The sequence below is a fragment of the Bradyrhizobium sp. LeoA1Lang genome (genome assembly GCF_055413685.1).
Genome location: NZ_JBVAPG010000012.1, coordinates 1 through 14,721, shown reverse-complemented (window position 1 = coordinate 14,721; position 14,721 = coordinate 1). Strand labels below are relative to the sequence as shown.

Sequence of the window (14,721 nt, the reverse complement as noted above, 5' to 3'; positions counted from 1 at the left end):
TTCGCGGTCAGAGCCGATAGGCATCGACCGCGGCATGGGCGTTCGAGCCGAAGCCCGCCACCCCCACGCTCATCAATGCCGGCCACACGATGGGGCCGGCATTGTGACCGCCGAGATGCCAATTCATGGCCGCCAGCATGTCCGGCGGCGGCTGGAGGGCGAACGACGCGCATCCGAAGGCCGCAACCAGCAGACATATCGCGAGCGTGCCGGCGACGCGCTCCGGCTCCGACGGCGATAGCCGGCGCGACGCGTGGCGGATTCGCGCGCTCGTCGACGCAACATAGCGGCACTTGGTCAGCGCCACTCCTGCGGCCAACAACAGGTAGACCGATCGCAGCGACGCAACGACGGAAAATGCCCGGTCGTTATCGGAGCCCGACGCGAACGAGATCACGAGCGGCGTGACTACGAGGACGACAGCGACTTGAACACACCCGGCGACCAGGCCGGCCTGGAACAACTGAAGTCGTTCCCCGCCCCTCAACTCGAACTGCCATTTGCCGCCGTACGATCGAGCAGAGAGAGCAGTCCCTGCAGGATCTTGACCGGCGACGGCGGACAACCGGGAATATGAAGATCGACGGGAACGACCTGCGAGACTCCTCCGACGACCGCATAGCTGCCGGCAAAGCAACCGCCGTCGCGCGCACAATCACCGACGGCGACGACCCATTTCGGATTGGGGGTCGCATGATAGGTCCGCTCCAGCGCCTCGCGCATGTTCTTCGTCACCGGCCCGGTCACCATCAGCACATCAGCGTGGCGCGGCGAAGCAACGAAGCGGATTCCGAAGCGCTCGACGTCGTAGTAGGCATTGCTGAGCGCGTGAATCTCGAGCTCACAGCCGTTGCACGAGCCGGCATCGATTTCGCGGATCGACAGGCTTCTGCCGAGGCGCCGCCGCGCCGCACGCTGGAACGCCGCCGCCAGTTCGTCGACGGCGGCTTGTTCGGGCAGCGGCGGCTGCTCCGCGAGCGGGCTTCGGAACAGACTCTGAAAGAGAAGCTTGCGCATGTCTTCTCCTAAACGTCATGCCCGGAATAGGAGCAGTTGAACGATTTGTTGCAGAGTGGAAAATCCGCGACGATGTTGTTCTCGATGGCCGCTTCCAGCAGCGGCCACTGAAACCAGGATGGGTCGCGGAGATAACAGCGGTCGATCCGGCCGCCAGCGAGCCGGAGCCACACCATGATGTCGCCCCTGAAGCCTTCGACCAATGCCATGCCCTCTCGCGGCGCCGCTTGGGAGGGCACCGGCACGCGCAGTTCACCGTCGGGCAGCCGGTCCAGGATCTGCCCCGTCAAGGACAGGCTCTGCTCGACTTCGCGAATTCGGATCCAGATGCGTGCGTTCACATCGCCGCCGTCGAGCACCGGCACCTCGAAGCGCAGCCCATCATACGGAGCGTAGCCCGGACTGCAACGGGCATCGAACACGCGTCCGGACGCGCGGCCGACATAGCCGCCCGCAGCATATTGTCTTGCCAGAGCCGCTGTGACGATCCCGGTAGCGACAGTGCGATCCTGCAGCGATGCCGTGTTGTCGTAGAGCTCGATCAGCGCCGGAAAGCGCCGCCTGATATCGTCGAGAACCGTGCGGATCGCTGCTCGTCCGCTTTCGTCGAGATCGCGGACGATGCCGCCGGGAACGATGATGTCCCGCATCAGGCGGTGACCGAAGGCGCTATCGGCCGCGCGGAGGATTCCTTCGCGCAGGATGTTGCAATGGGCCTGCATCAGGTTGAACGACGCGTCGTTGCAGATGGCGCCGATGTCGCCGAGATGATTGGCCAGCCGCTCAAGCTCCGCAAGCAGCGCCCGCAGCCAGACCGCGCGGGACGGCGCCTTGAGCCCCAGCGCCGCCTCCACTGCCTGCGAGAACGCGAGCGCGTAAGCAACCGTGCTGTCTCCGGAGACACGGCCGGCGAGCCGGACCGCCCGATCGATGTCCGCTCCCACCATCAGTCCGTCGATGCCCTTGTGGACGTAACCAAGACGCTGCTCGAGCCGGACCACGGTTTCCCCGCTTGCACTGAAGCGGAAGTGCCCGGGCTCGATGATGCCGGCATGCACCGGCCCGACCGCGATCTGATGCAGGCCCGGGCCGTCGGCGGAAAGAAACGCGTAAGCTGCCGAGTTGACAGGCGACGCGACGGAATCGCCGAGCGGATGCCGGACGCCCCACTCGCCGTGATCGAGCCACGGGCGCGCATCGGGCGAGCCCTCAGCCGTAAGACCAAACAAATCAGTGATGGTGCGCTCAGGACGAAGCGCCGGCGGGTGATGCCGTCCGATCGACGGAAAACGCCGGTCCGCACATTCGAGGCTGAGGACTGCGATCTCCGCGGCCTCCTCCTCCCGCACCGCCATGTGCACCATCGCTTGCTCACCCCACAGGCCGAGCAGGCTCCATCGGCCGAACGCCAATTCGCCGGCGGCGAGATTCCAGGTGTCAGCGTCGACGATCGCCCGCCGCCAGGGCGCGTGGCGCTCGGCCGGGCGGCCGGTCAGGACGAGATCAATCAGCGAGGGCATGGCCTGACCTCCTCACTCTATCCCAGGAGCCGCGCCACATGTTGAAACCAGTCGACGAGCGGGCCAGGAAAATAGATGCCCGCGATCAGCACCAGCGCGAGATGCGCAAACATCGGCAGATAGGAAGCGTCCGCCGGCGCCTTGCTGCCGCGCGGCTCGCCGAATGCGACATTGGTCAGACGAAGGATCAGTGCGCCGAACGCGACCAGGATGCCGAAGACAAGCACGAGGGCGAGCAAAGGCTGCCGCGCGAATGTCGAACTCACGACCAGGAATTCGCTCATGAAGATGCCGAGCGGCGGAAGTCCGGCGATCGCTACGACACCCACCACGAGCCCCCACCCGAGCGCCGGATGGGTCACCGTCAATCCCCGTATCCGCGCAATGCGCTGCGTGCCCTTGATCTGCGAAATGTGACCGACGGCGAAGAAGATCGCCGACTTCGTCAGGCTGTGCATCACCATGTGCAGCAGGCCGGCGAAGTTGGCCAGCGGACCGCCCATTCCGAATGCGAACACGATGATGCCCATGTGCTCGATCGACGAGTACGCGAACAGGCGCTTGATGTCGCGCCGCCGGTAGAGCATGAACGCAGCGAACACAACGGAAATCAGCCCCATCGTCACCATCAGCGGGCCCGGCGCGATCGCACCGGGGCTGGCGGCGAGCAGGATCTTGAAGCGCAACAGCGCGTAGAGCGCGACGTTGAGCAGGAGTCCCGACAAGACCGCCGATATCGGCGTCGGGCCTTCTGCATGCGCATCGGGAAGCCACGCATGCAGCGGCGCCAGGCCCACTTTCGTGCCGTAGCCGAGCAGCAGGAAGACGAAGGCCACGTTGAGCAATGCCGGATCGAACTTCGCGGTCTGCCCGACCAATACGGTCCACACCATGGCGTCCGGCCCCTCGCCCACGATCGGTCGCGCCGCCATGTAAACCAGGATCGTCCCGAACAGCGCGAACGCAATCCCGACGCTGCCGAGGATGAAATATTTCCAGGCCGCCTCGAGCGCCGCATGCGTTCGGTAGATACCGACCATCAGCACCGTCGTCAGTGTCGCCACCTCGACGGCGACCCACATCAGCCCGATATTGTTCGACACGAATGCGAGATTCATGCCGAACATCATGGTCTGATACATCGCGTGGTAGAAGCGCAGATAGACCGGCGTCAGCCGCCCGGTTTCAAGTTCATGCGCGATGTAGCCTGCGCTGAAGATGCTGGTCGTGAATCCGACGAAGGTATTGAGGACGATGAAGACGATGTTGAGGTCGTCCACCAGCAGATAGGCCTCGGGCGGCGGACGATCGATCAGGAACAGCGACAGCGCCGCAACGAAGGTCGCCAAACTGGCCACGATGTTGAGGCGCGCCGTCAGGCGGTAGTCGGGCAACGCAGCGAGCAGCAGCGCCGATGCAGCCGGGATCCACAGCACGGCCGCCGCGGGATCGAACGAGAGCCCGGTCATCGCCGCTCTCCCCGGAAGTCATCGAGCGTGGAGATGTCGACGGAATCGAACCGCTCCCGAATCCGGAACAGGAAGATGCCGATCACGATGAACGCGATCAGGATCGAGAATGCCACGCTGATCTCGACCACGAGCGGCATGCCCTTGGCGCCGGTGGCCGCCAGCACCAGCCCGTTCTCCAGCGACATGAAGCCGACCACCTGGCTCACGGCGTTGCGCCGTGTCACCATGACCAACAGTCCGAGCAGCACGACAGAGAGCGCGAACGCCAGGTCCTCGCGCGCCAATGGGTCTGCCTCCGGCGTGACCCGCAGCATCAGCACCATCGAGAGCGCCACCAGCCCCATCCCGGCCAGCATGGTCGGACCGATTCCGACTGCGGCCTCGATGTCGCGGTGGATTCCGAGCCGCTGCACGATACGATGCAACGCCACCGGGATGATGATCGCCTTGAAGACCAGCGCGATGGCTGCCGTGACGTAGAGATGCGGCGCGTCCTGGATGAAGGCCTGCCAAGCGACTGAAAGTGCGAGCACCACGGCGTGCAGCGCAAACACATTGAGCAACGAATAGAGCCGGTCCTGGTACAGCATCAGGAAACTGATCAGGACCAGCCCGCCGGCGAGCGTATGGGAAACGTCGAAGGCGAGACTGTGCAATTGCATCAGAAGCTCCTCGACACGAACAGCAGCAGCGTTCCAAGCAGGCCGAGCATCAGCGCGGCGCCCAGGAACTGCGGAACGCGGAACACCCGCATTTTCGCCGTCGCCGTCTCGAACAGCGCCAGCAGGAAACCTGCAACCGCGAGCTTGACGAGATAGGCGCCGGCACCGATCGCGTAGGCCGCCACCGTGCCGGAGCCAAACACCGCGATCTTCCAGGGCATGAACACGCAGGCGATCAGCGAAATGTAGAGTAGCAGCTTGAGGAAGGCGCCGAATTCGATCATCGCGAGATGGCGTCCCGAATATTCGAGAACCATCGCCTCATGGACCATGGTCAGCTCGAGATGCGTCGCCGGATTGTCGATCGGGATGCGCCCGTTCTCCGCCAGCGCGACCATGATCAGCGCAATCAGCGCCATTCCAAGCGATACCCGTAGTCCGACGTAGGACGAGGCCAGGACGTTCGCGACAGTCGACAGTTGCGTCGACCCGGCGACCAAAGCCAGGCAGAACACCATCAGCAGCATCGCCGGCTCCGCCAGCGCGGCGATCATGACTTCGCGGCTGGAGCCGATGCCGCCGAAGCTGGTGCCGACATCCATGCCCGCGAGCGCCAGGAAGAAGCGCGCGCTTCCGAGCAGCGCGACGATGGCGATCAGGTCCGCCGTCCAGTTGAACAGAAGGCCGGTCGCGAACGTCGGCACCAGGGCAGCGGCAACCCAGATCGCGGCAAAGGTCACGTAGGGCGTTACCCGGAACAGCCACGACGCATTGTCGGCGAGCACCACTTCCTTGCGCATCAGCCGCAGCAGGTCGCGGTAAGGCTGAAAGACCGAAGCTCCCTCGCGGCGCACCAGGCGGGCCTTGACCTTGCGCACGAAGCCGGTCAGCAGCGGCGCGAGCAGCAGCACCAGCAGCATCTGCGCGCCCTGAACCATGATGTCGGAGATCACGACCATATCGCGAGCACCAGCAGCAGCGTGACGAGCGTTGCGAAAACAAGACTGAGATAGCGGCGGATGGTCAGGAATTGCAGGCGATTGAGCCACCCGGCGGAAAAGCCGACCGCCTCTGCGATCGGCCGATAGCCTCGCTCCCACACCAGATCATGCAATTCGATCCTGAGGCGCGCCGGCCTTGTATCTCCCGGAGGCGGCATCGCGACGTGATCGCGGGCATGGAAGGCGAGCGTACCGAACACGCGGCGGATCGGCTGGGCGAAGCTTTCGCCGGAATATTGCGCAGCCGGTACGGGATCGGAAAATCCGCACCCCCACGCCGGCCCTCGCCTCAGCGCGCGGGAAGCGAAGCGATGGATGAAGAACGCGGCCGACGAGGCACAGATCGTGATGAACACCATCACCAACAGTCCGTTATATGAACTGCGGCTGTCGGCGATCGGCACGATCGAGAGCCAGGCTTCGTTGGCCTGGACCGGCATGCGGCCACCGACGATGTCGATGCTGACGGGCGAAAGCGCGTCGATCACCAGGCCCGGCAGGATGCCGGCGAACAGGCACAAGGCGGCAAGAATGAACATCGCAGTGAGCGAATAGCGATCGACTTCGCCCGCCGTCTCTGCTGGCGCGCTGCGCGGCCGCCCGAGGAACGTGACACCATAAGCCTTGACGAAACAGGCCGCCGCCAGCGCTGCCGCAAGGGCCAGCGCCGCACCGACCGCGGGCACCATGATCTTCAGCGCCCATTGCGGCAGGTCCGGACTTTGCAGCACGGCCTGGAACATCAGCCATTCCGAAACGAAGCCGTTGAATGGCGGAAGCGCCGAGATCGCGACGCAGCCGACCAGCACGGCGAAGCTCGTCTTTGGCATGCGGTGGATCAGGCCGCCCAGCCTGTCCATGTCCCGCTTGCCGGTCGAGGTCAGCACGGCGCCGGCGCCGAAGAACAACAGGCTCTTGAACAGCGAGTGGTTGAGCACGTGAAACAGCGCCGCGGTGAACGCGAGCGCGGCCGCGAGGCGCAAGCCGTTGGCCTGGAACCCCAGCGCAAGGCCGAGGCCGACGAAGATCACGCCGACGTTTTCGATGGTGCTGTAGGCCAACAAGCGTTTCAGGTCCTGCTCCATCATGGCGTAGAGAATCCCCATCACGGCTGTGACGGCGCCAAGGAAAAGAACGATCACGCTCATCCACCAGGCCGGCTGTCCCAACAGATCGAAGACGACACGGATGAAGCCGTAGATCGCGACCTTGGTCATGACACCGCTCATCAGCGCCGAGACATGGCTCGGAGCCGCCGGATGCGCCAGCGGCAGCCAGACGTGCAATGGCACCAGGCCGGCCTTGGAGCCAGCACCGAGCAGCATCAGGATCAGGACCAGTCCGACGGCGCCGGGCGCATGTTGCGCGGCGCGGATGGCCGCAAATCCATAATCGCCCGCCGGTCCCGCCAAGAGGCCAAAGGCCAGCAGCAATGCCAGCGTACCGAAGCTTGCCATCACCAGATAGACGTAGCCCGCCGCAGCATTTCCGGGTTCGCGGTGATGCGCGAGCACCAGCGCCCATGACGCCAGCGACATGAACTCCCAGCAGAGCAGGAAGGAAAACGCATCGTCGGCCAGGATCACGAGGTTCATGCCGGCAAGAAACGCCGGAAAGAACGGAAGCACCCGATGCGGCTCGGTTTCATGGTGGCCGTAACCAAGACCATAGAGGCTTGCGGCCGCTCCGCCGAAATTGACGACGACCAGAAAGAAGGAAGCGAGATTATCCAGGCGGAAATGCGCGCCGAGCCATGGCAGCCCGACCGGCAGGACGAGCGCGGAGGTTTCCGGCCCGCCCCTGACCAACCAGTTCATCGCGGCTGCAGTCGCGACGACAGAGATGGTTATCGTCATGCCGTAGATGAGGCCGGCGGCATTCCTTGAGCGGCTCAACACGATCGCCAGCGCGGCAGCCGCCAGGAGCGCCGCGACGCACGACATCTGGAGAGCGACCGCCGACATCATCAGGGCATCCGACCTCCCGCCACCTTGTCGTTGGAACGGTCACCTGGCGAGGCATTGTCTGATGCCGCTCGATCCTTCAGCCGCACCCCGCGGCCCTGCCCGCTGCTTGCCGTCCCCTCGCTGATCAGCTCGATCCCGGCTTTCTCGAGCGCGGTGATCAACTTCATCAGTGAATCGACATTGCCGCGAACCACGGTGTCGCTCGCTTCCATGCGTTGGATCGTAGGAACCGACAGTCCGGAGAGATCAGCAAGCTGCCGTTGGTCAATTCCCAACAGACCCCTGGCCGCCCGCATTTGCCCTGCAGTGATCATCAGCCTGGCCGCCGAAGCGCTTTCCAGCGCGCATCAAATATGCCGCTTCCATCCTAATTAATGATGTCAAGAAAGCAAGAACTGATATCTGAGATATCTTTACCACCGAGCTGGCCGCGTTGGCTCGGCGTCAAGGTTCGACATCGGGACGACCGGCGGCATCCGCCGGAATCCTTTGCTTCAGCAATGTTGCGCAGGCCAGTCCCAGCGCGATCATGATCACGGCCGCCGTCAGCAAGGTCGGCACCTTGCCGGCGTGCTGCAGGCCGAAGCCATAGGCGATCGGGCCGATCGTCTGGCCCATGAAGAAAAAGAACGAATGCAGGGACATCGCGGTCGCACGCGCCTCCACCGACAATTCGCTGGCGAACACCTGCAAGCAACCATGGATCATGTAGAAGCCCCACCCCATCGCCAACAAGCTCAGCGCCTGGATCTTCCAGCCGGGACTGAACGCGACGGCAACAAGCTGGACGCCGACCAGCGTTGCGCCGGCGATCATCATGCCCTTCACGCCGAGCCGTGGGAGAAAGCGCGACACGGTCATGGTGTAGAACAAGCCGCCCACCGCAAACCCCGCGATGACGATCCCCGCGATCGACAGCGAGGTTTCGCCGAGATCGAACAGGAACGACGCCACAAACGGAAACAGGCCGAGCACGCAGCAGCCCTCGATGAAGACTGCGGAATAGCAGATCGGCGCGTTCGGATTGGTGAAGATGGTGCGGTAGCCCTGCCTCAAGGCAGAAAAGCTCGTCTTGGGCGGATGCGCGAGCTTCTCGCCGCGGAAGCCGGCCAGCACCGCGACGGAAGCGAGCACGACAATCGCGCCGAGCACGGCGAGCACGCCGCGCCAGCCGAGGAAATCGCCGATCAGGCCGGAGGCCGAAGCGCCGAGGAGGTTGCCGGTCATGGCGCCCGCGAGCGTTCGCCCGATCGCGACCTGCCGCTTGTCGGGTGCCACGAGATCGCTGGTCAGCCCGAGCGCGACCGGAAACACGCCGCCGGAGCCGATGCCGGCGAGGATGCGGCTGGCGAACAGCATCGAGAACGATGTCGACAGCGCGCCGAGAATGTTGGCGAGCCCGAGCAGCACGAGACAGATGATCATCAGCCGCGCCTTGCCGAACAGGTCGGCGGCGGCACCCAGCAGCGGCTGGACGATTGCGAAGGTGAAGGCGAACACCGCGGCAAAGCTTGCGGCGGTGGCGATGCTGACGCTGAACTCGTCGGCGACATGCGGAAGCACCGGATCGAGCGCACGCGCCGAAAGACTCGCGGCGAAGGTTGCGATCGCAATGATGTTGAGCGCCGGCGGCAGGCGGCCAGTTGCGGTCACGACCTTCGCACCTGCCCCCTCAACGCGCCGTCTTCTTGGCCAGCGCGTCGAATTCCATCAGCGTCCTGACCAGCCCCTCGAACTCGCGGAGCGGCACCATGTTCGGTCCGTCGGATGGGGCGCGGTCGGGATCGGGATGGGTCTCGATGAAGACGCCGGCAACGCCGACCGCCACGGCGGCGCGCGCCAGCACGGGGACGAATTCGCGCTCGCCGCCCGAGGATGCCCCCTTCCCGCCCGGCTGCTGCACCGAATGGGTGGCATCGAAGATGACTGGCGCGCCGGTGGTGCGCGCCAGGATCGGCAGCGCGCGCATGTCGGAGACCAGCGTGTTGTAGCCGAAGGAGACGCCGCGCTCGGTCACCAGCACGTTCGGATTGTTGGTGCCTGTCAGTTTTGCAACCACATTGGCCATGTCCCATGGCGCCAGGAACTGGCCTTTCTTGACGTTGACGACCTTGCCGGTTGCGGCTGCCGCAAGCAGCAGATCGGTTTGACGGCAGAGGAAGGCCGGAATCTGCAGCACGTCGACTGCCTGCGCCACCTCGGCGCATTGCGCGGGCTCGTGCACGTCGGTCAAGACAGGCAGGCCGAGCGAGGAGCGGATCTCGGCAAAGATCGGCAGTGCGTGCGCCAGCCCGATGCCGCGCGCGGCGGATGCGCTGGTGCGGTTGGCCTTGTCGAAAGAGGTCTTGTAGACGAGCCCAACGTTCAGGCGCCCCGCGATCTCCTTCAACGCACCGGCCACCTCCAGCGCATGCGCCCGGCTCTCGAGCTGGCACGGCCCGGCGATGATGGAGATCGGCAGGTCATTGCCGAACTTGACCGGGCCGACACTGACGATCGGGGCGGCCGAGGTCTTGGCGTTCAAGGGTGTGTCCTTTCAATTTCGCGCGGACCATGCCGGTCCGCGACACCAGGATCAACCCCGGTTATGTCAGGAGTATCGGGGATGCGCGCTGAACCTCACTTCAGCGCGGAGAATGAGGTCGGCACCAGCAACTGGTTGACGATATTGCCGACGATCTGACCATCCTCTTCCGTCTTGGCCCGCGCCGAAATCCATTCCGGATCGGTCTGGAACGCAGTCCATTTCTTCTCGCGATCGGCAAGCGATTCCCAGGCCAGGATGTAGGTCAGTTCCTGATTGGATTCGCCGACCAGCGTCGTGAAGAAACCGACCTGCTTGATGCCGTGCTTCTCCCACAGCTTGAGCGTGATGGTGTCGAAGCGCTTGAGCAGCGCGGGCAGCCGGCCCGGCAGGCAGCGATAGACGCGGGTTTCGTAGATCATTCGTGGCTCCTCCCAGATTATGCGCAAGCGGTTATAGCGGCTACACGGAACACTGTCTTGAGGACCAAATTACATGGCTCCTCTGTCATGCTTGACCGACCTGATGGTCTAATCGTATATACAAAAAGTGAGTGACTTCGATCCAGCGAAGGATAAAATCGACCGTTCCCAGCACGGGATTTCGCTCGCGCGCTGGGTCGATATGGATATCCGGGCAATCGTCAGGGCCGAGCCCTTCGACTACGGCGATCCCCGATATCGCGCGTACGGCTTCATTGATGGCGTTGCACATTGTCTGGTTTTTACGGTGCGCAACGAACGTTACCGTCCCATCAGCCTCCGACGCGCGCATGCAAAGGAGATGAGACGCTATGTCAAAGAAAGCTAAGCCGCCTGTATTTGATGAAGATAACCCGGAATGGACCAAGGCAGATTTCGCCGCGGCGACGAAGTTTCCGCGCGGCGTGCGCCTGAAGGATTTGAAGCCCGGCGAACTTGAGCGGATCGTCCGAAAGCGCGGACCGCAAAAGACGGCGACGAAGATTCCGGTATCGATCCGCCTCAGCCCCGAAGTCGTGAGCCACTTCAAAGCCAAAGGCCCAGGCTGGCAGTCGCGGATTGATGCCGCGCTACGCAAGATCGCCAAGAAGGCGAGCTGACCGACGCCGCTTGCCTACACCAATCGGCTCTGTGCCATTGCCGCCTGGATGAACGAGGCGAACAGCGGGTGCGGCTCGAACGGCCGCGACTTCAGTTCGGGGTGGAATTGCACGCCGATGAACCAGGGATGGTCCTCATATTCCACGATCTCCGGCAGCACGCCGTCGGGTGAGAGACCGGAGAAGCGCAGGCCGTGCTGCTCGAGCCGGTCCTTGTAGGCCGTGTTGACCTCGTAGCGGTGGCGATGGCGCTCGGAGATTTCGGTGGCGCCGCCATAGACTTCGGAAACGCGGCTGCCGCGCTTGAGGACCGCAGGGTACGCGCCAAGCCGCATGGTGCCGCCGAGATCGCCAGCCTGCGACCGCTTCTCCAGTTCGTTGCCGCGCAGCCATTCCGTCATCAGGCCGACCAACGGCTCAGGCGTCGGGCCGAATTCGGTGGAATTGGCCTGCTCGATGCCCACCAGATTGCGCGCGGCCTCGATCACCGCCATCTGCATGCCGAAGCAGATGCCGAAATACGGCACGTCGCGCTCGCGCGCGAATTGCGCCGCCCGGATCTTCCCTTCCGCGCCGCGCTGGCCGAAGCCGCCGGGCACCAGGATGCCGTTGACGTGCTCGAGGAACGGCGCGGGGTCTTCGTTCTCGAACACCTCGCTCTCGATCCAGTCGAGATTGACCTTCACCTTGTTGGCGATGCCGCCGTGGGAGAGCGCCTCGATCAGCGACTTATAGGCATCCTTCATCCCGGTATATTTGCCGACGATCGCGATCGTCACCGCGCCCTCGGGGTTGCGGACGCGCTCGTTGATGACGTGCCAGCTCTGCAGCGCCGGCGGAATCTTCGGCGCGATCCCGAAGGCGGCCAGCACCTCGTCGTCGAGGCCTGCGGCGTGATAGGCCTCGGGCACGGCATAGATGTTGTCGACGTCGCGCGCCTCGATGACAGCGCTTTCGCGCACGTTGCAGAACAGCCCGAGCTTGCGCCGCTCCTCCTTCGGAATCTCGCGATCGGTGCGGCAGAGCAGGATGTCCGGCTGGATGCCGATCGAGCGCAATTCCTTCACCGAATGCTGGGTCGGTTTTGTCTTGAGCTCGCCTGCACTTGGGATGTACGGCAAAAGCGTCAGATGAATGTAGACGGCGTGATCGCGCGGCAATTCGTTCTTGAGCTGGCGGATCGCCTCGAAGAACGGCAGGCCCTCGATGTCGCCGACCGTGCCGCCGATCTCGACCAGGACGAAATCATAGCCGTCGTTGCCGTCGAGCACGAATTCCTTGATCGCATTGGTGACGTGCGGAACCACCTGGATGGTGGCGCCGAGATAATCGCCGCGGCGTTCCTTTGAGATGATGTCCTGGTAGATGCGCCCGGTGGTGATGTTGTCGGCCTTGGTCGCCGGCCGCCCGGTGAAGCGCTCGTAGTGGCCGAGATCGAGATCGGTCTCGGCGCCGTCGTCGGTCACGAACACTTCGCCGTGCTGGTACGGCGACATCGTTCCGGGATCGAGGTTGAGATAGGGATCGAGCTTGCGGAGGCGGACCTTATACCCGCGTGCCTGCAGCAGGGCACCTAGTGCCGCTGAAGCCAGACCCTTGCCGAGTGAGGAGACCACGCCGCCGGTGATGAATATGTACCGCGCCATGGGGCCTAACCTTTATCTCCACGGTGGCGATTCGCCAAAATGATTCGTGTTGTCCCGGCAAACATAATGCCGGGCTGTGAGTGACGTGAATTTTACTGCTTGGTCAGGGCCTTAATGGGGCTTCCTGACGCAGGATGCCAGTCCTTCACCCTGCATAGCCACCCCGCATTATTGCGAGCGCGGCGCCTGCGGGCCGGCAGGCGCCTGCGGGGCCTGCTGCTCGTCGGCCTTCTTCAGCGAATCCAGGATGCCGCCGGAGGTCGGCGGCGTGATCGGCGCGCCGCCGACAGGCTGCTGCGTCGGCGCCGGCGCGCCGGTGCCGATGATCGAGGTAGGCTGCCGGCTAAGACCGGCATGCCAGGACAGGAACAGGCTGGTCGCGAAGAACAACACCGCCAAGACCGCGGTGGTCCGCGTCAGCAGGTTGGCGGTGCCGCGGCTCGACATGAAGCCCGCGCCCCCACCCATGCCAAGGCCGCCACCCTCGGATTTCTGCAGCAGCACGGCGCCGATCATCACGGAGACGATCATGAGGTGGACGACGATGACGACAGTCTGCATTGTGACCTTCCGTCGCAAGCTTAGAGCGCCGGGTTCCGGCGGCACGCGCTATCAGCGGGTTTTCCTGAAGTTGCGCGGTGTTACACGATCGGGACCGGCAACGCCACCCCAATAACCGCCACAATCTAGCTAGGGAGCGCCCGCCGCGATCGCAAGGAAATCGGCAGCCTTCAGGCTGGCGCCGCCGACCAGCGCGCCGTTGACGTTGGCGACGCTCAAGAGTTCGGCCGCATTCGAGGGTTTTACGGAGCCGCCGTAGAGAATCCGGATGTTTACGCCCTCCCCTTTGAAGCGATCCGTCAAGATACCCCGGATAAACTTATGAACTTGCTCGACATCCCGCACCGTGGGGGTCAGCCCGGTGCCGATCGCCCAGACCGGCTCATAGGCGACCACCAGGTTGGCCGCGGTCGAGCCGTCAGGCAGCGAGCCCTTGAGCTGGGTGCCGCAGACGCCGAGCGCCCGCCCCGCATCGCGCTGCTCGCGGGTCTCGCCGATGCAGACGATCGCGGTAAGGCCAGCGCGCCAGGCGGCTTCGGCCTTCTGGCGGACCAGCGCGTCGGTCTCGCCATGGTCGGCGCGGCGCTCGGAATGGCCGACGATGATGGCGCTGGCGCCGGCATCCGCCAGCATTTCCGCCGAGATGTCGCCGGTATGGGCGCCCGACGCCTTGGGATGGCAATCCTGGGCGCCGACTGCGACCTTCGACCCGCGGGCCTTGTCCGCAAAGGCGGCAATCAGGGTCGCCGGCGGGCAGACCAAAAGATCGGCCTTGCCGCCAAGCGCGCCGGCCCCCGCCAGCATGGCGTCGAATTCATCAGCGGAAGCTTTCAGGCCGTTCATTTTCCAGTTGCCGGCGATCAGCGGCCGGATGGCGTCGGTCATGGCAGGATTCCCGAGAAATGGTGGTCGACATGCGCTAGCAGAGCCCGGCCGCCACTTCCAGACCGGGCTATCCGCCGCTTCAAATCGCCGCCATACCGGGACGGCATCCGCCGTCCCGCGTTAGCTTCTTGTTTGAGCATGATCTTTCCGGAAAACCGGGGTCCACTTTTCCGGATCATGCTCTAGGCTGTGTGGACTCTTGGGATTCTCAAATCAGACGGAACGTGATTCAAGGCTTTCTTTTAGGAGGAAGCCTTGGGGGTTCTGGATCGGCTCGTTCTGAACGACACGCAATGGGACCGTATCTCCGGCTTGATCATCGGTCGGCCGGACCAGCGTGGTTCGACAGGCCGCGACAACCGGATGTTTGTCGAGGGCGTGTTAT

Annotated in this window: 16 protein-coding genes and 1 pseudogene; 3 read left to right on the top strand and 14 right to left on the bottom strand. The window is 64.1% G+C overall.

Annotation, left to right across the window (positions count from 1 at the left end; genetic code table 11):
• Positions 1–7: 7 nt before the first annotated feature.
• The 11 genes from ACZYOF_RS06735 to ACZYOF_RS06685 form a co-directional block, all read right to left on the bottom strand.
• Positions 8–463 (bottom strand): hypothetical protein, encoded by a 456-nt coding sequence (locus ACZYOF_RS06735; protein WP_394568613.1) that lies wholly within the window; start codon positions 461–463, stop codon positions 8–10.
• 20 nt (positions 464–483) lie between these two features.
• Entirely contained in the window at positions 484–1,017 is a 534-nt protein-coding gene (locus ACZYOF_RS06730) for an NADH-quinone oxidoreductase subunit B family protein (RefSeq protein WP_130580434.1), read from the bottom strand.
• An 8-nt stretch (positions 1,018–1,025) separates the two neighbouring features.
• Entirely contained in the window at positions 1,026–2,537 is a 1,512-nt protein-coding gene (locus tag ACZYOF_RS06725; protein WP_463715239.1) for a hydrogenase large subunit, read from the bottom strand.
• A gap of 17 nt (positions 2,538–2,554) precedes the next feature.
• Positions 2,555–4,006, bottom strand: coding sequence for a hydrogenase 4 subunit F (locus ACZYOF_RS06720; RefSeq protein WP_463715238.1), 1,452 nt, complete (start codon positions 4,004–4,006; stop codon positions 2,555–2,557).
• Positions 4,003–4,671 (bottom strand): hydrogenase-4 component E, encoded by a 669-nt coding sequence (locus ACZYOF_RS06715; RefSeq protein WP_463715237.1) that lies wholly within the window; start codon positions 4,669–4,671, stop codon positions 4,003–4,005. The genes ACZYOF_RS06720 and ACZYOF_RS06715 overlap by 4 nt, the downstream gene beginning before the upstream one ends.
• Positions 4,671–5,630, bottom strand: coding sequence for a respiratory chain complex I subunit 1 family protein (locus ACZYOF_RS06710; RefSeq protein WP_130580438.1), 960 nt, complete (start codon positions 5,628–5,630; stop codon positions 4,671–4,673). The genes ACZYOF_RS06715 and ACZYOF_RS06710 overlap by 1 nt, the downstream gene beginning before the upstream one ends.
• Positions 5,621–7,639: a hydrogenase 4 subunit B gene (hyfB, locus tag ACZYOF_RS06705; protein ID WP_463715236.1), complete on the bottom strand. Its 2,019-nt coding sequence runs from the start codon at positions 7,637–7,639 to the stop codon at positions 5,621–5,623. Before hyfB ends, ACZYOF_RS06710 begins: the two co-directional genes overlap by 10 nt.
• Entirely contained in the window at positions 7,639–7,953 is a 315-nt protein-coding gene (locus ACZYOF_RS06700; RefSeq protein WP_130580439.1) for a helix-turn-helix domain-containing protein, read from the bottom strand. Before ACZYOF_RS06700 ends, hyfB begins: the two co-directional genes overlap by 1 nt.
• Before the next feature lie 130 nt (positions 7,954–8,083).
• Complete coding sequence (locus ACZYOF_RS06695; protein ID WP_463715235.1) at positions 8,084–9,292, bottom strand: MFS transporter; 1,209 nt, start codon at positions 9,290–9,292, stop codon at positions 8,084–8,086.
• Positions 9,293–9,311: 19 nt separating this feature from the next.
• Complete coding sequence (gene kdsA / locus ACZYOF_RS06690; protein ID WP_394569722.1) at positions 9,312–10,163, bottom strand: 3-deoxy-8-phosphooctulonate synthase; 852 nt, start codon at positions 10,161–10,163, stop codon at positions 9,312–9,314.
• A gap of 95 nt (positions 10,164–10,258) precedes the next feature.
• Positions 10,259–10,585: an NIPSNAP family protein gene (locus tag ACZYOF_RS06685; RefSeq protein WP_130580442.1), complete on the bottom strand. Its 327-nt coding sequence runs from the start codon at positions 10,583–10,585 to the stop codon at positions 10,259–10,261.
• Positions 10,586–10,712: 127 nt separating this feature from the next.
• On the opposite strand from ACZYOF_RS06685, the gene ACZYOF_RS06680 reads away from it, so the two are divergent.
• Both ACZYOF_RS06680 and ACZYOF_RS06675 read left to right on the top strand, forming a co-directional pair.
• On the top strand, positions 10,713–10,973 hold the full coding sequence (locus ACZYOF_RS06680) for a BrnT family toxin (RefSeq protein WP_463715234.1): 261 nt from the start codon (positions 10,713–10,715) through the stop codon (positions 10,971–10,973).
• The gene (locus tag ACZYOF_RS06675) at positions 10,957–11,244 is read left to right on the top strand and encodes a BrnA antitoxin family protein (protein ID WP_130580444.1); all 288 of its coding nucleotides are present in this window, start codon (positions 10,957–10,959) and stop codon (positions 11,242–11,244) included. Before ACZYOF_RS06680 ends, ACZYOF_RS06675 begins: the two co-directional genes overlap by 17 nt.
• 14 nt (positions 11,245–11,258) lie before the next feature.
• Here the strand turns inward: ACZYOF_RS06675 and ACZYOF_RS06670 are convergent, their stop codons facing one another.
• From ACZYOF_RS06670 to tpiA, 3 genes are all read right to left on the bottom strand, one after another.
• Positions 11,259–12,890, bottom strand: coding sequence for a CTP synthase (locus ACZYOF_RS06670; RefSeq protein WP_282527052.1), 1,632 nt, complete (start codon positions 12,888–12,890; stop codon positions 11,259–11,261).
• 168 nt (positions 12,891–13,058) lie between these two features.
• Complete coding sequence (secG, locus tag ACZYOF_RS06665) at positions 13,059–13,451, bottom strand: preprotein translocase subunit SecG (RefSeq protein WP_394569724.1); 393 nt, start codon at positions 13,449–13,451, stop codon at positions 13,059–13,061.
• Positions 13,452–13,580: 129 nt separating this feature from the next.
• A complete protein-coding gene (gene tpiA, locus ACZYOF_RS06660; protein WP_463715233.1) occupies positions 13,581–14,336 on the bottom strand; it encodes a triose-phosphate isomerase in 756 nt (251 codons plus the stop codon).
• Positions 14,337–14,591: 255 nt separating this feature from the next.
• On the opposite strand from tpiA, the pseudogene ACZYOF_RS06655 reads away from it, so the two are divergent.
• Positions 14,592–14,721 (top strand): annotated as a pseudogene (locus ACZYOF_RS06655) (IS5/IS1182 family transposase); the annotation flags it as partial.